The sequence below is a fragment of the Collinsella acetigenes genome, assembly GCF_012844445.1.
Classification (GTDB): Bacteria; Actinomycetota; Coriobacteriia; order Coriobacteriales; family Coriobacteriaceae; genus Collinsella; species Collinsella acetigenes.
Map to the genome: position 1 here is coordinate 124,682 of NZ_JABBCP010000002.1, position 22,800 is coordinate 147,481.

The window sequence follows — 22,800 nt, forward strand, 5'->3', positions numbered from 1 at the left end:
GCTTAGCGCATCAGCTCGAAAGTCAATCCATCGTAGACGCCTCCACGCACCTGGCGAATCCCGTCTTTTCGCCTGTACTCTTTGAAGCCGAGCTTTTTCGCCAGCGCGATCATGCGCTCGTTGCCCGACCAGGTTTGGGTGAAGATGCGCTGGCTTCCATGGGCTTTTAGGTAATCGATAAGACCCGTGAGTGCCGCGGTGGCAATGCCGTGCCGGCGGTACTGGGGGTCAAACACGCAGATGCCAATCGCCCTGCCGAGGGACGTTGTATCGCACCCGTCCAAGATATTGCAGTCGCCGTCAATCAGATAGCTCGCGCAGGAGCCCACGTGTTCGCCCTGATAGTCGATCTCAAAACGGCTGCGAATGCTCGAATCGGAATACTCGGATGCTTCGGAAACCCAGCGCCCGAGTTTCTCGATATATTCCTTGAGTTCGCGCTCGCATTGCTCGGGAGTACGTCCTTCGTAAAGCCAGGGGGCATCCCAAAGCTGCCATTCGGTCTCGATGGTTTCCCATCGGATGTAGTCGGTGATGTCTTCTTGACGAATATCGCGCAGCGTCACATCGTCATTCGTTTGTATTTTCAAGGCGATTCGCCCCCATATCTAGATTGTGCTGCTTTGGATTGTGACACAAAGTTGTTTCTGGAGAATAACGGCGGAACTTGGTGGGGGCGGGCGGATGCCGGCGGGCCGTTGACGCTGTGCCGGCATCCGCGCTACCCTCCAATGTGCAACAATATCCTTTCACCCACCATCAGCGAAGGGAAGCCCATGTCTCAGCGAAGCGCCAGCCCGCTCAAGCGATCGACCGTGCGTCGAACACTGCGGCGATTTTGGGATGTCACGCGCACGCAGCCGCTGATTGTCTTCCTTTCGGTGTTTTCGTCTGCGGGCTACATCTTCTTGCTTACGTTTGCCAACACCTATGTCATGGCGCTTATCGTCGACCGTGTTCAAGCCGGTCCTGTGGCGGGCAATCAGGTATTCAAGGTCTTTGGGCCGTATATTCTCGCGCTCGTGCTCGTTAACCTGGTGGGCCAAATTCTTTCCAAGCTGCAGGACTATACCGTCTACAAGCTCGAGATTGCCGGCAATTATCATCTGGCGCGCCTGTGCTTTGACACGCTCTCCAATCAGTCCATGACGTTTCACACCAGCCGTTTTGGCGGATCGCTCGTGAGTCAGACGAGTCGCTTCATGAGCGGCTACACCGGTCTGGTTGACGTAACCGTCTACTCGCTCATTCCCACGATTACCTCGGTTATCTGCACGGTTGCGGCCCTGGCGCCGGTGGTGCCGCTGTTCACGGTGATTCTGGTCCTCATCATGATCGTCTACATCGCTTTTGTATGGCTGATGTACAAGCGCATCATGCCGCTTTCTGCCGCTACGTCTGCTGCGCAAAACAAGCTCTCGGGCGTGCTTTCTGACGCTGTGACCAATATCTTGGCTGTTAAGACCTGCGGCCGAGAGGACTTTGAACGCGATCTATTCGACACCGCCGACCGTGCCGCGCGCGATGCCGAGACGGTTTCGATGCACGCCATGATGCAGCGCAACTTCACGACTTCCGGCCTTATCGTTATCACCATGGCCGTGGTGAGCGTTTTCGTGGCGGGCGGCAACGCGTGGTTTGGCATCTCGGCCGGTGCGCTCGTTATGATCTTTACCTACACGTACAACCTCACCATGCGGCTCAATTACGTGAGCTCCATGATGCAGCGCATCAACCGTGCGCTGGGTGACGCCGCCGAGATGACGCGCGTGCTGGACGAGCCGCGCTTGGTGGCAGATGACAAGGACGCTCCCGAGCTTAAGGTGGGCGAGGGCGCGATTGATTTCGAGCACTTGAACTTTGCCTATCGCGATGCCGCATCGGGCGAGAGCGTGTTTGACGACCTTACACTGCACGTGCCGGCGGGCCAGCGTGTGGGTCTGGTGGGCAAATCGGGCTCGGGCAAGACGACGCTCACCAAGCTACTGCTTCGCCTGGACGACGTCCAGGGCGGGCGCGTGCTTGTGGACGGGCAGGACGTTTCGCGTTGCACGCAGCAAAGCCTGCGCCGCCAGGTGGCATACGTGCCGCAGGAGGCGCTGCTGTTTCATCGTTCCATTCGCGAGAATATCGCCTACGGGCGCCCCGACGCTACCGACGAGCAGATTCGCGAGGCGGCTCGCTTGGCTAACGCGACCGAGTTTATCGACCGTCTGCCGCAGGGCTTTGACACCATGGTGGGTGAGCGCGGCGTTAAGCTCTCGGGCGGGCAGCGCCAGCGCGTGGCTATCGCGCGTGCCATTTTGACCGATGCTCCGATCTTGGTGCTTGACGAGGCGACATCTGCTCTCGACAGCGAGTCCGAGGCGCTGGTGCAGGAGGCGCTCGAGAACCTCATGCGCGGGCGCACCTCGATTGTGGTGGCGCACCGCCTCTCCACGGTGGCGGCGCTCGATCGCATCGTGGTGCTTGCCGATGGCAAGATCGTGGAAGACGGCACGCACGCGCAACTTGTGGATGCGGGCGGCGAGTATGCGAGCCTGTGGGGTCGTCAGACGGGTGCCTTCCTGGAGGCGTAGCGCGGCGGTGCCGATGGGGTGCTTGCGGATGGCGTTCCGGGCTGCTTTCCTCGTTAACGAGTGGCGGTAAAACGTTCATTTCAAAATGAGTGGCGGATAATCGTGCAGAATCGGGCCGTGTCTAGCCCGGAGGCGTTTCAAAAACCGCCACTCGTCGGGAGATGTTGAAAAAACCGCCACTCATTTCCGGGTGACGCCGCCATGGTGGGCAACATGTTCGTGAGCGCACCAAGGCGGCACCGAGACGGTGCTCGGCCTCGTATTCGCCGATCGACGATTGGCGGTAAAACGTGCATTTCAAAATGAGTGGCGGATAATCGTGCGGAATCAAGCCGTATCTAGCCCGGAGACGCTTCCAAAACCGCCACTCGTTCAAAAATGTTCGAAAACCGCCACTCATTTGAAACGATGCAATGGCCCAAGCGGGTGCCGTGCTCGCAAGTGCATTAAAAACCGCCACTCATCCAGGAACAGCATCGTTCTCGATGGTCGGTATGTCCGTGGCCGCGGCAAGCCTGCCACTCGTTCTGAACCAGCACCGCTCCAAGCCGCTGCAACCGCCGCCGTCAACAAAAGGGCGCCGCTGGCAGATGCGCTGCGGCGCCCTGCTCCCATTTTCTGCCGGGTCACTCGGCTACTTTCCAAAAATTGCGCCGAAGAGCCCCCTGCGCTTGGTCTTTTCCTCTCGATACGCACCCTGGCTTGCCGCAGCGGTTTGCTGCCCGGTGCTCTTGCCACCTCGACGGACGATCTGGTACAAGAAAGGCGACTTGACGTATTTGACCTCTATAGGCGTTGCGTGCACAGTGCTCTCGCTCGAAAGGCGCAGGCTCGGATTGAGGGGCGCCACGATGTGCGTCTCGCGCTTTTCGCTGAACACCACTGCTGCCGCGCGACCGGTCTGCCCGTTGACGGCGATGCGCACCTGTTCGCCGTCTCGGCCATCCTCCGCTGGACGGTCGACAAAATACACAGGCACCATGACCAGGCCGTCCTTGTGCTTGCGCGCCTTGCGTGCCCACTTGCGGATGCTCTTTTTGTTAAACCCTAGGGCGGACTCGGCGTCATTGCCCGCGATATCGAGCGCTAGCTTGTCGATAACGACGTTGTCTTTGGTCGAGGCATCGACGGCGATCACGCGGAAGTCACCCTCCTGCATTGCGGGATCGAACGGGGCGACTTTCGAGAAATCCCAGGGCTCGAGAATGCCCATAAGGCGAACATCCAGGTAATTGGCTCGGGGGTACGCCCAGTCGAGTACCTCGTAATACACCAGTGCTTCCTTATTCAGGCCCTTGCCTGGGAAGGATGCCATCATACGCAGGTCGGCAAGCGCCATGGGGAAGTAGAAGAGCATCATATCGTTTTGAATGGCGTCTTCCACGTTATGGCCTGCAAAGGCATCGGGGTATTGCCGCACGAGGTGCAAAGCGTTGGCGCGTGCCTGTTGCTCGGTAATCGTGCAGGAAATTCCCTGCTCGGGCACGTATTCCGCGCCAACACCCATGGTCAGGCGCTTGCTGAATGTGCCGGGTTTGAGCAGGTCGGCGACACCGATTTTATTGCCGCACGACGGGCACTCGAACACGCGCTGTGTCGACGAGCCCTCAAAGGCCGCACCACAAAACGGGCAAGGGATGGTCACGTGCTCGGCTTCTTGGTACTCAGAAGCGGTGGCGCGGTCTTCCCATAGAAGATGCTCGAGCACCGTTTGGTTGCGCCAATGGGGATTGAAGAAATACCAATCGGGATCTTCGGGCGTTTCGAACTGCGAGACATGGGTGAGCTTGAGCAGACCGTCGACAACTTGAAGCGTCTGATGCCGAATGCCCAGAGCGCTCTTGGGCTCTCCCGCGCCCGGGGCCCACGGTGTGGTCGTTCCGCAGTATGCGCACTCAAATGAGCGATTGGCCTGGTGCGAATACATGGGACCGCCGCAGTTTTGGCACTTGATGGCAAAGAACTCGTCCATGGGGGTGGGCCTCCTTAACGCTTGGTCTGTTACCACCAAGTATGCGCAGGCTCGCTTTGTGCGCCTAGACCCTTAGGTCCCGTTTTGAAGCTGTGACGGCGCCCTGCGGTGCACTGTCATGCAGGGCTAGATGGATGGGCGCCGTCAGGCGGTCGCTGTGCGTCGGGTGGTCGCTGTGCGTCGGGTGGCCATTTCATGCCCGGCGGCCATCGAGTGTCGGGCGCTAGCTCGTGCCCGCAGAGTCCTGTCCTCGCAAGAACCCGTGCTGGCAATCGTCAGCACGCACATGTGCCAACGCCCGCAATCGCCCACGTCGGCAATCGCCAGCGTACGAAAATGCCAACGCCCATGACCGCCCGCACCCACAGTCGCCCTACTGATACCTCAGACACTCCACCGGGTCGAGCTTTGCTGCACGACGAGCGGGGTAGAAGCCAAAGATCACGCCAATGCCCACGGATACCGCAAAGGCGAGCAGTACCGTTGTGATGGAAAAGCTCGGGGCGATTCCTCCGCTTGCGCCAAGCTCGCTCAGGATGCCGGAGTTTGCGGCGAAAAGCGTCAGCGCCCAGGCAAGCAGGTATCCGATGACAACGCCCAGGATGCCGCCCGTGATGCATAGCGCCGAGGATTCGGCCAGGAACTGGGCTGTGATATCGCGCCTGCTCGCGCCCAGTGCGCGGCGGATACCGATCTCGCGGATGCGCTCGGTAACGTTGGTGAGCATCATGTTCATGATGCCGATGCCGCCCACCAAAAGCGAGATGCCCGCCACAGCTCCCATGATGAGCGAGAACGACCCCATAAAGGAGTTCATGGCGTCGATAGCGCTTTTCATCGAGCTGACCATGACGTCTCCGCTTTCATCGTCGCCGCTCAGCCCCTTGAATTCCTGAATCTTGGTCTTGATGGTGTCGCACAGCTCGTCGATATCGGCACCCTCTCGTGCGAGGGCGGTCACGCTGGGAAACACGCTATACGACTCCGTGAACAGCGCGGCGATTGTCGCCCTCGGCATGATGAGCGACAGCAATCCCAGGGATTCGGCGCCATTATCGACCACGCCGACGATGCGCACTTCTCCGCTCGATACCTTGATTGTCTTTCCCAGGGCGTCTTCCATGTTTTGGCCAAAAAGTTGTTCAGCGCCGTTGCGGCTGATCATCGCCACACGCGCGCCAGTCTTGGCCTCGGCCTCAGTATAGGAGCGTCCGCAGAGGGGCTCGTCATACCCCTTAATCTTGAGCACGGAGATGTCCATGCCCTCAGTTGAGACGTTATATGTGGTGTCGCCTTTTTGATAATCGGTATAGGCGTTGTCGATGATGCCTATCTGCTCGATCTGGGGAATCGTCTTACGCAGTTTCTCGATATCCGAATCGGTGAGGTTTTCTGATGAATAGATTTGGATCATGCGCGCCGCATTGAGGCCCAGACTGTTGATAAGGCCGTTTTGGATGCCGCCGATGAGCGAGGTCATGGCTATGACCGAGGCGATGCCAATGACGATGCCCAAGATGGTAAGCAGGCTTCGACCCTTGTTGGATTCAAGCGAGTGCAATGCCTCGCGAATCAAATCGCGGATGCTCATAGCGTCGCCCCCTCTCGTGGCTGCGGGATGGGAAGCGCGGCGATATCCGAGCGAAAGCCGGTGGCGCCGGCAGCGTTGGCAGCACCTCGCGCGTGCGCCGCGCGCGGAATATAGGCGCCTGCGTGCAGACGGCCGTCGCGGATGGTCACGGCGCGGTCGGCCTCGGCGGCAATGCCGGGGTCGTGCGTGATGAGCACGATGGTCTTGCCGCGCTCTTGGAGCTTGTGGAACGTTTCCATGACAAGGGCTCCGGTGGTCGAGTCAAGGTTGCCCGTGGGCTCGTCGGCCAAGATGATGGGCGGATCGTTGACGAGGGCGCGCGCGATGGCGACGCGTTGCATTTGGCCGCCCGAGAGCTCGGATATGCGATGGTCCCAATGGTCGACCGGAAGCGTGACAGCTTGCAGTGCGTGTACGGCGCGCATCTCGCGCTGCGAGCGCGGCACGTCGGTGTAGGAGAGGGGGAGCATCACGTTTTCGATGACCGAAAGGCGCGGCAGCAGGTTGAAGCTCTGAAAGACAAAGCCGATGCTCAAGGCGCGCACCTCGGTAAGCTCGTCGTCATCGAGTTCGGCTACATTGAGTCCTTGCAAGAAGTAGTCTCCCGCCGTCGGTTTGTCCAGGCAACCCAGGATGTTCATGAGCGTCGACTTACCCGAGCCGGAGGGGCCGGTGATGGCCACGAACTCGCCCGGATCTACAGCTAGGCTCACGTTATGGAGGATGTGCGCGCAGCCGGCCTCGCTCTCAAAGATGCGATGCACGTTGCGGATGTCGATGACGGGGCGCATTACATGTCCTCATATGGCGTGGCGTCTACGGGAGCGTCGGCATCGCTGGAGCCGGATTCCGTGTCGACCACAAGAGTGTCGCCGCCGCGCAGCTTGGTTACGGGAACGTTTGGATTGATCTCGTTGCCCTGGTCGTCGTACTCGACCTCAACCTTGCCCACCACGGCCTCGTCGTCATTTTGGGTCACGATGGTCACCTCGACGCGGCGGGTCTCGATGCCCGTCTCGTCGGTTGCCAGGTTGACGTAGTGTGTGTCGCCATCACCGGTCATGAGGGCGAGAGTCGGAACCATGACAACGTTGTCCAGCTGTTCGGTGATGATCGAGACCTCGGCGGTCATGCCGGGCTTTAGGCGTTTGTCGGGCGCGTCGATGAGGATGTCGACGTCGAAGTTTACGCTGTCGCCGCCATCACCGCTTGCCACCGAGGCGATGGCGGTGACGGTTCCCTGGCTCGTGATATCGGGAAATGCGGGGTAGGTCACGTTGGCTGTCTGTCCTACGGCGATCTTCGCGATGTCTTTTTCACCCACCTGGACCGTCACCTTCATCTTGGAGAGGTCGGCGATCTGCATGCACTGCTTGCCGCCGCTCGTGTCGCCTTCGCCCATGACCATGCCGCCCGAGACGGTGGCACCCACCTTGGCGTTGAGCTCCACGATGCTGCCCGAGCTGGGTGCCTTTACGGTGCGCTCGGCGGCGCGGGCATTGGCCTGGTCGAGGGCCGCTTGGGCGGATTCCACGGAACGCTGAGCGCTCGAGACGGCGCTTTGCTCCGAGGAGGTATCGGTAAGGACGGGGTTGCCCTCATCGTCGATGGCCGGTGCGCTCTGTGCGCTGGCAAGGGCCCTTTTTGCAGCGGCGAGGTCTTCCTGCGCTGCGGCGAGGGCGCGCTGGGCCTCGGCAACGTCGCGATCGAGTTCGTCGTTCTTGATGGTCATGAGCACGTCGCCGGCATTGACCTGTTGGCCCGTCTGTACGTTGATTTCTGCCACGGTTCCGTCGACGGTAGGGGAGACCACCGATGCCGAGATGGGCTTGAGCTGGCCTTTTGCCTCAACCGAGGTCGTAAACGTTCCTTCCTGGACCATCTCGAGTACGGGCTCGTTTGTGGACTGCGGCTTCGAGCTCATGATGGCGGTCGCAACGACAGCGATGAGTATGACGCTGGCGATGACGCCCGCGACGATGCTGCGGCGGATGAGCTTCTTGCGACGGCGCTCGGCACGCTTGGCCTTGAGCTTGGCATATGCCTCTTCATCGGAGATGGAAGAATCCTGCTGCTCAGGGTCTGAGGTGGTCAAAAGCGGCAAGGTCTCAGTCGAGTCTACGGGCAGATGCTGGACCTCGTCCTGGGAGGTGCTGGGATCTTGAGCCATGGGGTCTCCTCTATAGATTCGGTTTCCTCGATGGTTTACATGCTTTCCTCGAAAGTTTACATGACGACCTTGGACGGTGCGTCGTGCGTGCGCTTTCTTACGAGCATGTTAGGAACCGAAGGGGCCGCTCGGGTGGCATCCCTTTGCGCACATGAAGCAAATTCGACCAGCGGCACCGCGCCGTGCGGGAACCGGCTCATCCCTCTGCGCAAATGAAGCAAATAATCCCATTTGGGGGCACGGTTGCGGGCTCTAAATGGGATCATTTGCTTCATTTGGAAGCGTAGCGAGCCTGTGCCTGTTTTTGCGCCTCTGGTCGTTCCTCGATTCCAGGGGTATCAAACGCCCAAAGCGGGGATAATACGGCCAAGACGATAAACCAGGGAGAATTATGGGTGATAGCCTACATATCCGGTCCGAGATCGGCCGGTTGAAAAAAGTCATGCTCCATCGACCGGGCAGGGAGTTTCTCAATCTCTCGCCGGACAGTATGGGACGTTTGCTGTTCGATGACATCCCGTATCTTGCAGCGGCGCAAGAGGAGCACGATAGATTTGCCGAGCTTCTGCGCGAAAACGACGTTGAGGTTCTGTACCTTGACCAGCTCGTTGCCGAGTCGATCGCATCGAACGCGACTGCCCGGGAAGAGCTCCTGGATGGTTGGCTTGCGCAGTCGGGCGTTTCTTCCCCTTCGGTTCTCGAGGCGGTGAAAGATAGGCTCGAAAGGACTGAGGACCCCCTTGTCCTTGTTGACAAGCTGATCGAAGGTATCAGGGCCGACGAGCTCGAGCTTTGCGCGAGCGGGGCGTGTCGTTCGCTTGCTGATGTTGTTGCAGCAGGCGGTAATGAGCGCGGCGGCCTTCTTATCGATCCCATTCCCAACTTGTACTTTACGAGAGATCCCTTTTCCATCATCGGACAGGGCGTGTCGCTTAACAGTATGTGGTCGGTCACGCGGCGTCGCGAGCCGTTGTTTGGGCAGATTGTTTTTAAGCATCATCCTGTCTATGCGGGCGCGCCCGTATGGCACGAGCCCGGCCATGAGGCGAGCGGATGTATCGAGGGCGGAGACATTCTCGTGCTCGGGCCGAGTACGATTGGTATCGGCATTTCCGAAAGGACCGATGCTTCCGGTATCGACGCTCTTGCCGAGACGCTGCTGTGGGGGAGTCCCGCCTCTGGCGTCGACCGAGTTTTGGCGTTTTCGATTCCGCGCAAACGTTCGTGCATGCATCTGGACACGGTGTTTACGCAGCTTGATGTCGACGCGTTCTTGGTGCACCCCGGGATTCTCGAGACGCTCAAGGTTTTTGAGCTGACACGTGGGGTGAGCGCCGGCTCGACTGCCATCAGAAGTCTCGAAGGAATGCCGCTCGAGAGCGTGCTGGCCGATGCGATAGGCGTAGATTCCGTTCGAATCTACGAATGCGGTGGTGGCGACCCGTTGGCGGCTGCCCGCGAGCAGTGGAACGACGGCGCCAACACGCTGGCTGTAAGTCCCGGCAAGGTTATTGTCTACCAGCGAAATTCGGTCACGAACGACCTTCTGTATAAGGGCGGGTTCGATCTTATCGAGGTCCCGTCATCCGAGCTTTCGCGCGGTAGGGGAGGTCCTCACTGCATGAGCATGGCCTTTGAGCGAGAGGATTTGTAGGCACAAGTTCCCGCTACAACAAAGCGCGGCGCGCAGATGCCCATGGCTCTGCGCGCCGCGCTATTTATGTAAATGGGTTTTACTGCGATACCCGAGAGGTTGTTTAGCCCCACACGCGTTCGGCTACGCGCTTGACCAGCGCGATCTTTGTCCATTGCTCATCTTCGGTAAGCTTGTTGCCGCATTCGCAGGAGGCAAAGCCACATTGCGGGGAGAGATAAAGATTCTCGAGCGGCACGTACCTGGCGGCTTCATTGATACGGTCGATCAAGAGCCCTTCGTCCTCAAGGCCGGGCTGCTTGGAGGTCACGAGGCCGAGCACGACCTTCTTGCCGGGCGCTACATACTTGAGCGGTTCGAAGGTGCCGGCACGCGGCGTGTCGAACTCAAGGTAAAAAGCGTCGACGTTCTCGTGAGCGAACAGGTATGGCGCGATGGGGTCGTAGCCACCCTCGAAAGCGTATGTCGAGTGGTAGTTGCCGCGGCACACGTGCGTGGTGATCGCCAGATCCTCGGGCTTGCCCTCAATCGCAAGGTTGTTGAGGCGAACGCCCAACTCGGAGACCTTTTGGATGTCAACCGGGCTCATACCGGTCTTGGCCACGAAGTCCGTGTCGCAGTAGATGCCCCAGGTGCAGTCGTCAAACTGGATATTGCGGCAACCTGCGGCGTAGAGGTCGGCGATGACGGTGCGGTAGGCGGCAGCGATGTCTTCGATGAGGGCCTCGTCTGTCGAGTAGACGGAGCGCAGGCTTTCGATCTGCCCGTCGCAGCGGTCAAGAATCACCTCGGAGTAGGTCTGGACGGGGGCGGGGATGGTCTGGCGCGCGACCTGGCCGTCCTCCTCGAGCGCCTTCACGAACTTGAAGTGCTCGACGAACGGATGGTTCTCACCGGAGATTTTGCCGGTAACGACGGCGGTATCGGCCGTGGTCTCCTCGTCGTGGAACATATAGCCGGTGCGGCTCGTGCGACGCTCGATACCGTTGAGTCCCCACATGAAGTCGAGGTGCCAATAGCTGCGGCGAAACTCGCCATCGGTGATTACGTGCAGGCCGGCGGCCTTTTGTTTGGCTACGAGGTCGCGGATGGCAACGTCTTCGACGGTCTTCAGCGCGGCGTCGTCGATGATGCCTGCGGCGTGGTCGGCGCGGGCCTGCTTGAGCACGTCGGGTCGCAGGAAGCTCCCGACGATGTCATAGCGAAACGGTGCGTTATGGGTGGTGGACATTGGGGTCCTCTCTCTGGTTTGATTGATAAGCTAGAGTATGGCAGCAGCTTTTGTCATAGGGAAGTACTAAGAATTTATCGATGTATATAGGTAATGGCTATGGTCTGACGAGGAATCTAGATTTGGATTGGTTTCCGCTTTGTTGGAAGGCCTGCGCCTGTTGAATGCTGCGGCTCGAAGTCGGGTGGGGCTGATTTGCCGAGCGTCTGGGAAGCAGAATGATAGTATAAAATGTATAAAAATGTCCAAATCGGCTGTATAAATGTATCAAGAAAACTTCAGTTTTCCCATATTGACGTTTTAGGGCGCTTGACTGCAGGCCGGCTGTTCCGAAATGGCAAAAAAGTCAAATATTGCGCGATGGCAGGATGTCTTTTTGGCTCATACGGGGCATTTGAAGGTTTGGGGATGGTTCATGAACAGCGTTCATGAACCATTTTGCATGTTAAGGCTTTTATACATTGATAAATGAAGGGGTTCCGAAGGCCCCTCATCGCGCATTTCTAAACTTTTTTACCAGATAGATCAGCGCATGTTGCAGCGAAGTGATTTTTTTGTTGCGACCTAGTTGATATATCGCGACAGGGTGGGGGTCGAACATGTCTTTCAAGGGTCGATACTTAGCTTTGCCTTCGAGTGTCGCTTTGACTCTCGCGCTTTTGCTCAATCGAATACGAATGCATTTTGCATAGGAGTTTTCACTTGACGACTCTGTGTCGCCGGCGCCGCAAAAGCGCCCGTGCGATTCAACCCACAGAAAGCCGGGTAGGTATGTCATAGATTAAAGGGCCGCGGCAGCGCCGCGAAGAAGAGGAGGACCTATGTCTAAATACGCCGGAACCCAGACCGAGAAGAACTTGGCGGCTGCCTTTGCCGGTGAGTCACAGGCAACCAATAAGTACACGTACTTCGCCTCGGTCGCAAAGAAGGAGGGCTTCGAGCAGATTGCGGAGATCTTCCGTAAGACCTCTGCAAACGAGCAGTATCACGCCAAGATGTGGTTCCGCGAGCTCGAGGGTATCGGCAACACTGCCGAAAATCTTGCCGCTGCAGCCGACGGCGAGAACTTTGAGTGGACCGACATGTACGACGGCTTTGCCAAGACCGCCGAGGAGGAGGGCTTCCCTGAGCTTGCCGTGAAGTTCCGCGAGGTGGGCGAGATTGAGAAGCACCACGAGGAGCGTTACCGTGCGCTGCTGCACAACGTCGAGACCGCCACTGTCTTTGAGAAGAGCGAGGTCAAGGTGTGGGAATGCCGCAACTGCGGCCATATCGTTGTAGGTACGAAGGCGCCGGACGTCTGCCCGGTCTGCAACCACCCGCAGGCGTACTTTGAGGTTAAGGCCGAGAACTACTAAGGTCCGGTAAGTCGTATATACGACGGCCCCATCGGCTAGAGCTAACGCCACGGCATCGCACAGGTGCCGTGGCGTTTTTAATGCGCAGTGGGCTTGGGTCGTATGTTTTGCGTTGAGTTTGCGCGGTCATGCTAGGATGGTCAACGAACTTTGACTCAAAGGGGATGTCAACCGTGACCATGCGTACCGATGATTTTGATTACACCTTGCCTGAGGAACTTATCGCCCAGGCGCCTGCCGAGCCGCGCGACTCGTGCCGTCTACTTGTACTTAACCGCAAGGGGAGCGACGCCGCAGATGTCGTGACGTTGGAGCACGGTGGGACGGTCGAGCACCGCATCTTCCGCGACATCATCGATTACATCGAGCCGGGTGATCTGCTGGTCATCAACAAGACCCGCGTGATGCCGGCGCGCCTGATGGGGCGCAAGGCAGAGACTGGCGGAGTGGTAGAGACGCTTTTGCTCAAGCGCCGCGAAGACATTGATCCTTTGGGTCACGTGTGGGAATGCCTGGTCAAGCCCGGAAAGCGCCTAAAGCCCGGCGCAAAGATCGAATATCGTGCGGGCGGCGCCCATGCTCCCGAGAGCGCGCCGGTCGTGTTGACTGCCGAGGTTACCGATTACGTTGAGGACAGCCGTGGTGGTCGCCTGGTTCGCTTTGAGCCTCAAGGCACCGACCCCGCAACGGGCGAGTCGCGCACGCTTGACGAGGCCATTCATGCTGCGGGCCACGTGCCTCTGCCTCCCTACATCACTGATTACGAGGGCGATCCCGAGAAGTACCAGACCGTCTACGCAATGCCCGAAGAGCATTCGGCAGCGGCGCCAACGGCGGGTCTGCACTTCACTCCCGAGCTTATGCAGCGCATCGAGGATAAGGGAGCGCACTTTGCCGCCGTTGAGCTCGAGGTGGGTATCGATACGTTTCGTCTGGTGGAGGAGGACGACCCGACTCAGCATGTCATGCATACCGAGCGCTATCATGTGCCGGCCGAGGTGGTTGACGCCGTACATGCCACCAAGGCGGCGGGCCATCGCGTGATCGCTGTGGGGACCACCGCTGTGCGCTCCCTCGAAAGCGCCTTTGACGCGGAGGCTCCCGTGGCCCCAAAACCCGTTACCGCACGGTACTTCGAGAATCGCGCCGATGGCGCCGACACTCTCGGCCGCGGCGATATCACCGTGCATGAGAACGCGACCACGCAGCTCTACCTCATGCCGGGAAGCACCTATCACGTGGTGGACGCGCTCATCACCAACTTCCATGTGCCGCGCTCCACGCTCATGATGCTTGTCTCGGCGCTTGCCTCGCGCGATCAGGTGATGGACGCATACGGGCAGGCCATCAAGGCACGGTATCGCTTCTTTAGCTTTGGCGATGCGATGCTCATCGAGTAGAGTCCTGCCGAGCAAGGCATTTGCTGTGCGCGGCCAAATATGAAGGCCGTGTGAAAATGTGACAAAATAAACCTGTCGTTTTACTGTCACATCGACGAAAAACGGTCGCCCGGGATGTGGGGCGACCGTTTTTCGTTGCGTGCGATATGAAAAGCTGCACTCGAGTTACTTCTTGATCCAGCTGAACATGGAGCGGATCTTCTCGCCGGTCTTCTCGATCGGGTGCTCGTTGATGGCCTCGCGCTGCTCGAGCAGCCACTTGTGGCCGTTGTTGCAGTCGTCCACGAACTCCTGGGCAAAGCTGCCGTCCTGGATGCGGGCGAGAATCTCTTTCATGGCACGGCGGCTCTCGTCGTTGATGACCTTGGGGCCGGCATAGTACTCGCCGTACTCGGCGGTGTTGGAGATGGAGTAGTTCATGAAGTGGATGCCGCTCTCGTACATGAGGTCGACGATCATCTTCATCTCGTGGTAGACCTCGAAGTAGGCGAGCTCCTCGGGGTAGCCGGCCTCGGTCAGGGTCTCGAAACCGGCCTTGATCATCTCGACGAGGCCGCCGCAGAGCACGGCCTGCTCACCAAAGAGGTCTTCCTCGGTCTCGTCCTTGAAGGTCGACTTGATGATGCCGGAGCGGGCGCCGCCCAGACCCCAAGCGTAGGAGAGGGCGATATCCCAGGCGTCGCCGGTGGCATCCTGGTACACGCAAGCCAGATCGGGTACACCGGAGCCCTCGGTGTACTGACGACGAACGATGTGACCGGGGCCCTTGGGGGCGATCATGATGACGTTGACGTCCTCGGGAGCCTTGATGTAGCCGTAGTGAATGTTGAAGCCGTGAGCAAAGCACAGGGTGTCGCCGGCCTCCAGGTTGGGCTCCACAAACTCCTTGTAGACGGCGGGCTGAGTCTCGTCGGGGGTGAGGATCATGATGACGTTGGCCTCCTTGGCGGCGGTGGCCATGTCGGTCACCTTAAGGCCTGCCTCGCGGGCCTTGTCGGCAGAGGAGGAACCCTCGCGCAGGCCGACGCGCACGTCGCAGCCGGAGTCCATGAGGTTGAGTGCATGAGCGTGGCCCTGGGAGCCGTATCCGATGATGGCGACCTTCTTGCCCTGGATGATGCTGGGATCGCAATCCTGCTCGTGATAAATGGTGACTGCCATGTCGTCTGTCTCCTTAAAATCGTTGGTAGGTGTGACATGTGCGCCCGTGGGGGCTATCTATTCGCCGGATGGGCGGATAAACCGATGAATGGGTGCTCGGTCGCGCCGCGGCGCGGTCGCGCGAGGTGTTACAGGTCGTGGTCGTGTGCCCCGCGGGACATCGCGATCTTACCGGTGCGCGTGAGCTGGCGAATGCCGTAACCGCGAAAGAGGTCTTCCATGGCGTCGAGCTTGGAAGGGGTTCCCGTGGCTTCGACGGTGAGCGTGTTTTTGCCCACGTCGACCACTTTGGCACGAAAGACGTTTGCGATTTCGATGATCTCGTGGCGACGCTCGGGCGTGGCGAGCACCTTGAAGAGCACAAGCTCGCGCTCGATAGCATCGGCCTCGGTGAGGTCGGAAATCTTAAAGACACTCACGAGCTTATGGAGCTGCTTGGTGATCTGCTCAAAGCCCACCTCGTCTGCCTCCACGATAATGGTCATGCGCGAGAGCGTTTCGTCCTCGGTAGGGGCGACGGTAAGGGACTCGATATTGAAGCCGCGACGCGAGATCATGCCGGTGACGCGTGAGAGCACGCCGCTTTTATTCTCGACGAGAACGGACAAGATGTGCTTCATGCTCACTCGCCTCCCTTCTTGGGCCCGAAGCCCTTCTCGCTCACACGCACGCCGCCAAGGGTGACGTCGAGCGCGCCGATGATATCGTCGATTGGCGCGCCGGGGGCGACCATCGGGTAGACCGTCTGATCGATGGGGATCTGAACGTCCAGCAGGTAGGGGCCTTCTGCCGAGAGCATCGCGTCGAGCGCCCCGTCGATCTCCTCGGGCTTGCTGATGCGCGCGGCCTGCCAGCCGTAGGCGTCGGCGAGTTTGACGAAATCGGGGTTGGCATCGAGCTCGGTGAACGAGTAGCGCTCGTTGTAGAACAGGCGCTGCCACTGGTGAACCATGCCCAGGGCGCGATTGTCCATGATGAGCACCTTGACGCCCACCTTGTTGATGGCGGCGGTGGCCATTTCCTGCGAGTTCATCTGGAAGGAGCCGTCGCCTGCGATGCAGACGACCTCGTCCTCGGGGCAGCCGATCTTGGCGCCAATAGCGGCGGGGAAGCCAAAGCCCATGGTGCCCAGGCCACCGCTCGACAGGAACGTGCGCGCGTGCTCGCGATGGATGTTCTGGTGCGCCCACATCTGGTGCTGGCCCACTTCGGTGGTGACGATGGAGGCCTCGGGATCGAGCTTGTCGGAAAGGTGGGAGAGCACGACTTCGGGTGCGATCATACCGGGGAAATCCTCAAAGTCCTCGGTGTAAAGCGGCCAGCGCTCGCGCCACTCGCACACGGTCTTGACCCACTCGGTACCTACGGGTTGCGCCTCGGTCTTTTCGAGACGGTCGTTGATAGCGCCGAGCACCACCTTCGCGTCGCCCACGATGGGTACAGCCGGGTCGATGATCTTGCCGATTTCTGCCGGGTCGATATCGATGTGGATGATTTTGGCGTGCGGGGCAAACTCATCGACCTTGCCGGTCACGCGGTCGGAAAAGCGCGCCCCCACGGCGATGAGCAGGTCACACTCGGTGACGGCCATGTTGGCGTACTTGGAGCCGTGCATGCCCACAGGACCGAGGTTCAGCGGGTTGGAGCAGCGCATGGCGCCCTTGCCCATGAGCGAGGTGACCACGGGGATCTGCATGCGCTCGGCAAGTTCGGTGAGCTCGGAGCAAGCGTGGCTCGTCACGATGCCGCCGCCGGCGTAGATGAGCGGGCGCTTGGATTCTTGGATGCAGGCCACGGCCTGGCGCACCTGCTTGGCGTTTCCCTTATAGGTGGGTCGGTAGCTGGGCAGGCTGATCTTGTCGGGGTAATGGAAGACCATCTCTGCGCTGGACAGGTCGCTTGGGATATCGATAAGGACAGGGCCGGGGCGGCCGGTGCTCGCGATATAGAATGCTTCGCGGAATGTGCGCGTAAGGTCGTCGGTGGACTGGAGCAGGAAGGAGTGCTTGACCACGGGCATGGTGATGCCCACGATATCGGACTCTTGGAATGCGTCGGTGCCGATGACGCCGCGCGTAACCTGGCCGGTGATGACCACGAGGGGCACGGAATCCATGTAGGCGGTGGCGATGCCCGTCACCGTGTTGGTGGCGCCGGGGCCGGAGGTGACCAGCACCACGCCCACCTTGCCGGTAGCGCGGGCATAGCCGTCTGCCATGTGCGTGGCACCCTGCTCGTGGCGGGTAAGCACATGGTGAATCTTCTTGGAGTCGTACAGCGCGTCGTAAATCTTGATGGCCTGGCCGCCAGGGTAGCCAAAGAGCGTATCGACGCCCTCGGCCTCAAGGCTGGCGATAACAGCCTGGGCACCGGTCATGGTTTTGCCCTCGTGCTCGGTTTTCGAGCCGGGACCGAACGGACGGCCCTCAATGGCGGCCTTCCTCATCGCGAGTTTCTCTTCGAGTGTCGTCATCCGATATACGCCCCCTTATCTGCGCTGGAAACGAGTTTTGCGTACTTGGCAAGCACGCCGTGATTGTGCTTGGGTGCGGGTGCCGTGAAGGAGGCGCGGCGAGCGGCCATCTCCTCGTCCGAAACGTCGACATCGAGCTTGCCGCCTTCGATGTTGACGGTCACCATGTCGCCTTCGTGAATAAGGGCGATGGGGCCGCCGGCTGCGGCTTCGGGGCTCACGTGTCCAATGCACGGGCCCTTGGAGGCGCCGGAAAAACGGCCGTCGGTGATGAGCGCCACGCTGGTGGAAAGCCCCATGCCGCAGATGGCGGAGGTGGGGGTGAGCATCTCGCGCATGCCCGGACCGCCGGCGGGACCCTCGTAGCGGATGACCACAACGTCACCGGGGTTGATCTTGCCGCCGAAGATGGCCTCGCAGGCCTCTTCCTCGGAATCAAAGCAGCGAGCGGGGCCGGTATGCTTCATCATCGAGGGGTCGACGGCTGCCTTCTTGACGATGCCGCCGTCGGGAGCGATGTTGCCGTGCAGGACGCGCAGAGCGCCAACGGGCGAGATGGGGTTGTCGTGCGTGCGGCAGACCTCACCGTCGGCGGGCTTGGTGCAGCCCTTGAGGTACTCGGGCAAGGTGCCCATGCACGTAAGGGCACTCGTGTCGAGCAAGTCGAGCTCGGCCAGCTCGTGCATGACCACAGGCACGCCGCCCACGGCGTACAGGTCGATGAGCGGGCGCGGGCCGGAGGGCTGGAGCTTTACCAGGTGCGGGGTGCGTGCGGATGCGGCGTCCCAGTCGTCCATGGTGATGGGGCAGCCTGCCTCCATGGCGATGGCGGTAAGGTGTAGCACCGTGTTGGTAGAGCCGCCAAAGGCCATATCGCACTCCATCGCGTTGTGGATGGCGGCGGGGGTGATGATGTCGCGGATGCAGATGTTTTTCTCCAGCAGCTCCATCACCTTCATGCCGGCGTGCTTGGCCAGGCGCAGGCGCTCGGAGTAGACGGCGGGGATGGTGCCGTTGCCGGGAAGCGCGATTCCCAGCGCTTCGCACAGGCAGTTCATGGAATTGGCGGTGAACATGCCGGAGCACGATCCGCAGGTGGGGCAGGCGGAATCCTCAAGGTACTTGAGCTCCCCGTCGGTCATGGTGCCGGCCTGGACCTGGCCCACGCCATCGAACAGCGAGTTGAGGTCGGTGGTGGGGCCGCAGGCGCAGCCCTGCTTGTGACCGGGGAGCATGGGGCCGCCCGAGACAAAGACGGTGGGAAGGTTTACGCGCAGCGCGCCCAGGAGCATGCCGGGGACGATTTTGTCGCAGTTAGGGATGCAGACGGCGGCATCGAAAGCGTGGCCCTGGACAGCGATCTCAAAGCTGTCTGCGATGGTCTCGCGCGAGACCAGGCTGTAGTGCATACCGTCGTGGTTCATGGCGATGCCGTCGCATACGCCGATGGTATCGATTTCAAACGGAACGCCGCCCGCCATATAGATGCCGGCCTTTACGGCTTCGGAAATCTTGTCCAGGTTGTTGTGCCCGGGGATGATATCACTTTTGGAGCTAAAGACCGCGACGAGCGGACGATCCATTTCCTCATCGGTGAGTCCGTCTGCCTTAAGGAGGCTGCGGTGGGGGGCTCGGGCCAAACCGCGCTTGATGGCATCGCTTCGAAGTTGCACGCTCGTGTCTCGCTTTCTCGCTGCGTTGGATACTCAACGGTTTGATGAGAAAATGCGAGCCAGATAGCGGTGCCCATCGCTCGATGCCTATGACGGAAGGCTTCCGGCCAAAAGGTACTTGCGCCGATCGGGACCGTGCGGGGGTGACCGCTGGCCGTGCGCGTTCGCTCGAGGCTGCTCGAGGGGATGTTCGGAACCGTCCACCGCAGGTTCTCAGGTCTGCCTGCTTGCTGTGGGGTGGATGAGGCTCCTACTCGCCCTGTCATCGCATTTACTCGTTGGCGGAACTATACAGGAATATTGCGGCTCACGGTAGAAAAAGTTTGGCGAAAGGCGGGAAATACTCTAGACGACTAAAGTTTGCAGGAAGAATAATGCCCCCGAAATCTTGAGCGATTGCAGGGGCATGCGGTTTGACGTGAGTCGTAGAAGTAGCAGGTTTGTTTACAGTTGCGTCTGAACAATCTGCGGGGTAAAGCCGGCGGCGGCAAGTGCCTCGACGATTTGCTGCTTGTGTTCCTCGCCGTAGGCCTCGATGGTTACGCGCAGCTCCACTGCAGCGTTGCGGTTGGTGGTCACGAACTGGTTGTGATCGAGCTTGATGACGTTACCGTTCTGCTCGGCGATGGCGCTTGCCACCTTGAGGAGCATTCCGGGGCGGTCGGGCAGCATCGTGGAGACGGTGAAGATGCGTCCGCGCTGAATCAGGCCGTGCTGCACGACGCTCGCCATGGTGATGACGTCCATGTTGCCGCCGGAGAGGATGGAGACCACGCGCTTGTTCTCGGCAGGTAGGTGCTTGAGCGCCGCTACGGTGAGCAGGCCGGAGTTCTCCACGATCATCTTGTGGTTCTCCACCATGTCGAGGAAGCAGCCGATGAGCTCCTCGTCGGGGATGCGAATCACGTCGTCAAGGTTTTTCTGCAGGTACGGGAAGACTTTGTCGCCCACTTCAAGCACGGCGGTGCCGTCGGCGATGGTGTTGGCGTGGTCGAGTTTGACGGTGCGGCCAGCTTCGAGCGCACGCGTGAGGCTGGGCGCGCCCTCGGGCTCCACGCCGATCACGCGGATCTTGGGATTGTACAGCTTGGCAAAGGTCGAGACGCCGCAGGACAGACCGCCGCCTCCCACGGGGACCAAAATGGTGTCGACCAGCGGCAGCTCCTGGATGATCTCCATGGCGATGGTGCCCTGGCCAGTAGCGATGGTCTCGTCGTTGAACGGTGGGATATAGGTGAGGCCCTCGCGCTCGGCGAGCTCGATAGCGTGCGCCTGTGCCTCGTCGAACACGTCGCCAAAGAGCACGACCTCGGCGCCGTAGCCCTTGGTGCGCTCGACCTTGATGAGCGGTGTGGTAGTGGGCATCACGACCACGGAGCGCGCACCCGCGTGCGAGGCTGCATATGCCACGCCCTGCGCGTGGTTGCCGGCACTTGCGGTGATGACGCCGCGATCGAGCTCCTCTTGGCTGAGCTTGGAGATCTTGTAGTAGGCGCCGCGCAGCTTGTAGGCACCCGTGCGCTGCATGTTCTCGGGCTTGAGCCACACGCGATTGCCGCATTGCGCGGAAAGCGAGGGGCTCTCCACCAGTTTGGTCTCCTGGGTGACCTCCTTGACCTTTGCGGAGGCTTCCTCAAAGGCTTCGAGGGTGAGCATGTCTGCCATATGCACTTCCTTTTGATTTTTGCGCGTACGCCGCCGGTGATTTGCCTATAGTAAGGCAATCGGCTTTTCAATTTGGTGGGGTTTATGCAAAAAGGGGAGTGCACATCTATGGAAGAGGCACGTATCGATGCGGGTTCGCCCGTCATGCCGCCGCTGTTTCGCATTCACGATGCAGAGGTGGTGCGTGCGGGCAAGACGATTTTGCGCGTGGACGATTTTAGCCTGGCGGAGGGCGAGCACGTGGCGCTGCTCGGTCCTAACGGCGCGGGCAAGTCGACCTTTATCCAGTTGCTCACGCGCGAGGTTTTCCCGCTGTATCGCGACGAGCCCCCTGTGCGCTTTCGCGGGCAGGAGCGCCCCTTGCTGGACGATATTAAACGTGCCCTTGGCATTGTGAGCTCGACCATGCACGAACAGGTGCGCGTGCACCTGCCGGCCGAGGAGATCGTGTGCGGCGGCATCTTTGGCACGTTGGGTTTGCCCATGCATCGCGAGGTGAGCGACGCCGACCACGCGCGTGCGCTCGAGGCGCTCGACCGCTTGCACATCGCGAGCCTTGCCAATCGCGACATCATGACGCTTTCCACCGGCCAGGTACGCCGTGTGCTCGTGGCGCGCGAGCTGGTGCGCAACCCCTCTGTGCTGGTGTTTGACGAGCCTTGTACGGGCCTTGACCCGCAGGGTATGTATCACTTGCGCGAAACTATGCGCACGCTTGCCGCCGAGGGCTGCTCCATCATTCTGGTCACGCACTATCCGGAGGACATCATCCCTGTCATCGACCGCGTGCTGCTTATCAAAGATGCGTCCATTTTTGCCGACGGCTCCAAGCGCGAGCTGCTGTGCAACGACGTGATGAGCGATCTGTTTGACGTGCCCTTGACCGTGAGCGAGCATGACGGCTGGTATTCGCTCTATGGCGCTCATCGGGGATAGGAGCTGCGATGTTAACGATTGGATGTCATCTTTCCATCTCAGATGGATACGAGGCAATGGGAAAGACGGCACTGTCTATTGGCGCCAACACGTTCGCGTTTTTCACGCGCAACCCGCGCGGCGGTTCTGTGCGTCAACTCGATTTAGACGATGTGGCCGCGCTGCGCTCGCTCATGGCGGAGCATTCGTTTGGGCCACTCGTGGCGCATGCTCCCTATACCTATAACCCCTGCTCTGCTAAAGAGCGTGCGCGCGAGTTCGCGCTCGAGGCGATGGGGGAAGACCTGCGACGTATGGAGGCATTGCCGGGCAATTACTATAATTTCCATCCTGGAGCCCATGTGGGCCAGGGCATCGAGTGCGGGATCGAGCTCATCGCCGATACACTGTGCCAGGTGATGTTTGAGGGGCAGCGCACGTGCGTGCTGCTCGAGACCATGGCGGGCAAGGGCACCGAGGTGGGAAGCCGCTTTGAAGAGCTCGCGGCGATTATCGATGCGGTGCGTACGCGCCGGCCCGAGCTGGACGCCTGCCTGGGTGTATGCCTCGATACCTGCCATGTGAGTGATGCCGGCTACGATATCGTGCACGACCTCGACGGCGTGCTGGCTGAGTTCGACCGTGTGGTGGGGGCTTCGCGTCTTCGCGCCGTTCACATCAACGACTCCAAGAATCCCTGCGGGGCGCATAAGGATCGTCACGAAGTCATTGGCGCGGGCTACCTGGGATCTGCCGAGCTTGGCGGGGGCGAGGAGGTTTTCGCGCGCATTGTTTCTCATCCGCGTCTGCGCGATCTGCCGTTTATTCTGGAAACGCCCAATGAGCTTGCGGGTTATGCGCATGAGATTCAACTGCTGCGGGGTCTGCAGGGGGACTAGTCGTTTGGGCGATTGTTTTCAATTGTGGATAAAAATAAGTCTATTTTGTTACAAAGCAC

The 22,800-nt window shown here is 60.0% G+C and carries 17 protein-coding genes; 6 read left to right on the forward strand and 11 right to left on the reverse strand.

Features of this window, described 5'->3' with window-relative positions; translation table 11 throughout:
• Nucleotides 1–2: 2 nt before the first annotated feature.
• Nucleotides 3–590, reverse strand: a complete 588-nt coding sequence (locus HF320_RS03560; RefSeq protein ID WP_169277095.1) for a GNAT family N-acetyltransferase — start codon at nt 588–590, stop codon at nt 3–5.
• 186 nt (nt 591–776) lie between these two features.
• Here HF320_RS03560 and HF320_RS03565 point away from each other — a divergent pair, with 186 nt between their 5' ends.
• Nucleotides 777–2,579 (forward strand): ABC transporter ATP-binding protein, encoded by a 1,803-nt coding sequence (locus tag HF320_RS03565; protein WP_169277096.1) that lies wholly within the window; start codon nt 777–779, stop codon nt 2,577–2,579.
• A gap of 634 nt (nt 2,580–3,213) precedes the next feature.
• On the opposite strand, the gene HF320_RS03570 is transcribed toward HF320_RS03565, so the two are convergent.
• The 4 genes from HF320_RS03570 to HF320_RS03585 all read right to left on the reverse strand — a co-directional run bounded on the left by HF320_RS03570 (nt 3,214) and on the right by HF320_RS03585 (nt 8,312).
• Nucleotides 3,214–4,551: a TFIIB-type zinc ribbon-containing protein gene (locus HF320_RS03570; RefSeq protein ID WP_169277097.1), complete on the reverse strand. Its 1,338-nt coding sequence runs from the start codon at nt 4,549–4,551 to the stop codon at nt 3,214–3,216.
• Nucleotides 4,552–4,924: 373 nt separating this feature from the next.
• On the reverse strand, nt 4,925–6,142 hold the full coding sequence (locus HF320_RS03575; protein ID WP_169277098.1) for an ABC transporter permease: 1,218 nt from the start codon (nt 6,140–6,142) through the stop codon (nt 4,925–4,927).
• A complete protein-coding gene (locus HF320_RS03580; protein ID WP_248276593.1) occupies nt 6,139–6,933 on the reverse strand; it encodes an ABC transporter ATP-binding protein in 795 nt (264 codons plus the stop codon). The genes HF320_RS03575 and HF320_RS03580 overlap by 4 nt, the downstream gene beginning before the upstream one ends.
• Complete coding sequence (locus HF320_RS03585; protein ID WP_169277099.1) at nt 6,933–8,312, reverse strand: efflux RND transporter periplasmic adaptor subunit; 1,380 nt, start codon at nt 8,310–8,312, stop codon at nt 6,933–6,935. Before HF320_RS03585 ends, HF320_RS03580 begins: the two co-directional genes overlap by 1 nt.
• 391 nt (nt 8,313–8,703) lie before the next feature.
• Between HF320_RS03585 and HF320_RS03590 the strand changes: the two genes are divergently transcribed.
• Nucleotides 8,704–9,966, forward strand: a complete 1,263-nt coding sequence (locus tag HF320_RS03590; protein WP_169277100.1) for an arginine deiminase — start codon at nt 8,704–8,706, stop codon at nt 9,964–9,966.
• A gap of 103 nt (nt 9,967–10,069) precedes the next feature.
• Here HF320_RS03590 and HF320_RS03595 read toward each other — a convergent pair whose 3' ends face one another.
• Nucleotides 10,070–11,197 carry a 5-methyltetrahydropteroyltriglutamate--homocysteine S-methyltransferase gene (locus HF320_RS03595; protein WP_169277101.1) on the reverse strand — a complete coding sequence of 376 codons (1,128 nt, stop codon included), beginning with the start codon at nt 11,195–11,197 and terminating at the stop codon, nt 10,070–10,072.
• An 821-nt stretch (nt 11,198–12,018) separates the two neighbouring features.
• On the opposite strand from HF320_RS03595, the gene rbr reads away from it, so the two are divergent.
• The gene (rbr, locus tag HF320_RS03600) at nt 12,019–12,555 is read left to right on the forward strand and encodes a rubrerythrin (RefSeq protein WP_169277102.1); all 537 of its coding nucleotides are present in this window, start codon (nt 12,019–12,021) and stop codon (nt 12,553–12,555) included.
• Between the two features lie 179 nt (nt 12,556–12,734).
• The gene (gene queA / locus HF320_RS03605; protein WP_169277422.1) at nt 12,735–13,955 is read left to right on the forward strand and encodes a tRNA preQ1(34) S-adenosylmethionine ribosyltransferase-isomerase QueA; all 1,221 of its coding nucleotides are present in this window, start codon (nt 12,735–12,737) and stop codon (nt 13,953–13,955) included.
• Between the two features lie 165 nt (nt 13,956–14,120).
• On the opposite strand, the gene ilvC is transcribed toward queA, so the two are convergent.
• The 5 genes from ilvC to ilvA form a co-directional block, all read right to left on the reverse strand.
• A complete protein-coding gene (ilvC, locus tag HF320_RS03610) occupies nt 14,121–15,116 on the reverse strand; it encodes a ketol-acid reductoisomerase (protein WP_040220671.1) in 996 nt (331 codons plus the stop codon).
• A gap of 128 nt (nt 15,117–15,244) precedes the next feature.
• The gene (gene ilvN / locus HF320_RS03615; RefSeq protein WP_022387721.1) at nt 15,245–15,736 is read right to left on the reverse strand and encodes an acetolactate synthase small subunit; all 492 of its coding nucleotides are present in this window, start codon (nt 15,734–15,736) and stop codon (nt 15,245–15,247) included.
• Nucleotides 15,737–15,738: 2 nt separating this feature from the next.
• Nucleotides 15,739–17,589 (reverse strand): biosynthetic-type acetolactate synthase large subunit, encoded by a 1,851-nt coding sequence (gene ilvB, locus HF320_RS03620; RefSeq protein ID WP_169277103.1) that lies wholly within the window; start codon nt 17,587–17,589, stop codon nt 15,739–15,741.
• The gene (gene ilvD / locus HF320_RS03625; protein ID WP_169277104.1) at nt 17,586–19,262 is read right to left on the reverse strand and encodes a dihydroxy-acid dehydratase; all 1,677 of its coding nucleotides are present in this window, start codon (nt 19,260–19,262) and stop codon (nt 17,586–17,588) included. The genes ilvB and ilvD overlap by 4 nt, the downstream gene beginning before the upstream one ends.
• A gap of 444 nt (nt 19,263–19,706) precedes the next feature.
• Nucleotides 19,707–20,927, reverse strand: coding sequence for a threonine ammonia-lyase (gene ilvA, locus HF320_RS03630; protein WP_169277105.1), 1,221 nt, complete (start codon nt 20,925–20,927; stop codon nt 19,707–19,709).
• A 108-nt stretch (nt 20,928–21,035) separates the two neighbouring features.
• On the opposite strand from ilvA, the gene HF320_RS03635 reads away from it, so the two are divergent.
• Nucleotides 21,036–21,863, forward strand: a complete 828-nt coding sequence (locus HF320_RS03635; RefSeq protein WP_248276594.1) for an ABC transporter ATP-binding protein — start codon at nt 21,036–21,038, stop codon at nt 21,861–21,863.
• 8 nt (nt 21,864–21,871) lie between these two features.
• On the forward strand, nt 21,872–22,741 hold the full coding sequence (locus tag HF320_RS03640) for a deoxyribonuclease IV (protein ID WP_169277106.1): 870 nt from the start codon (nt 21,872–21,874) through the stop codon (nt 22,739–22,741).
• The last annotated feature ends 59 nt before the right edge of the window (nt 22,742–22,800 follow it).

What these genes read in the sequence shown, in the direction of transcription:
- HF320_RS03595 (WP_169277101.1), bottom strand. Translation starts at nt 11,197, where the DNA reads ATGTCCACCACCCATAACGCACCGTTTCGCTATGACATCGTCGGGAGC.
- HF320_RS03635 (WP_248276594.1), top strand. Translation starts at nt 21,036, where the DNA reads ATGGAAGAGGCACGTATCGATGCGGGTTCGCCCGTCATGCCGCCGCTG.
- HF320_RS03640 (WP_169277106.1), top strand. Translation starts at nt 21,872, where the DNA reads ATGTTAACGATTGGATGTCATCTTTCCATCTCAGATGGATACGAGGCA.
- HF320_RS03570 (WP_169277097.1), bottom strand. Translation starts at nt 4,551, where the DNA reads ATGGACGAGTTCTTTGCCATCAAGTGCCAAAACTGCGGCGGTCCCATG.
- HF320_RS03580 (WP_248276593.1), bottom strand. Translation starts at nt 6,933, where the DNA reads ATGCGCCCCGTCATCGACATCCGCAACGTGCATCGCATCTTTGAGAGC.
- ilvA (WP_169277105.1), bottom strand. Translation starts at nt 20,927, where the DNA reads ATGGCAGACATGCTCACCCTCGAAGCCTTTGAGGAAGCCTCCGCAAAG.
- HF320_RS03590 (WP_169277100.1), top strand. Translation starts at nt 8,704, where the DNA reads ATGGGTGATAGCCTACATATCCGGTCCGAGATCGGCCGGTTGAAAAAA.
- HF320_RS03565 (WP_169277096.1), top strand. Translation starts at nt 777, where the DNA reads ATGTCTCAGCGAAGCGCCAGCCCGCTCAAGCGATCGACCGTGCGTCGA.
- HF320_RS03585 (WP_169277099.1), bottom strand. Translation starts at nt 8,312, where the DNA reads ATGGCTCAAGATCCCAGCACCTCCCAGGACGAGGTCCAGCATCTGCCC.
- ilvB (WP_169277103.1), bottom strand. Translation starts at nt 17,589, where the DNA reads ATGACGACACTCGAAGAGAAACTCGCGATGAGGAAGGCCGCCATTGAG.
- queA (WP_169277422.1), top strand. Translation starts at nt 12,735, where the DNA reads ATGCGTACCGATGATTTTGATTACACCTTGCCTGAGGAACTTATCGCC.
- HF320_RS03575 (WP_169277098.1), bottom strand. Translation starts at nt 6,142, where the DNA reads ATGAGCATCCGCGATTTGATTCGCGAGGCATTGCACTCGCTTGAATCC.
- rbr (WP_169277102.1), top strand. Translation starts at nt 12,019, where the DNA reads ATGTCTAAATACGCCGGAACCCAGACCGAGAAGAACTTGGCGGCTGCC.
- ilvN (WP_022387721.1), bottom strand. Translation starts at nt 15,736, where the DNA reads ATGAAGCACATCTTGTCCGTTCTCGTCGAGAATAAAAGCGGCGTGCTC.
- ilvC (WP_040220671.1), bottom strand. Translation starts at nt 15,116, where the DNA reads ATGGCAGTCACCATTTATCACGAGCAGGATTGCGATCCCAGCATCATC.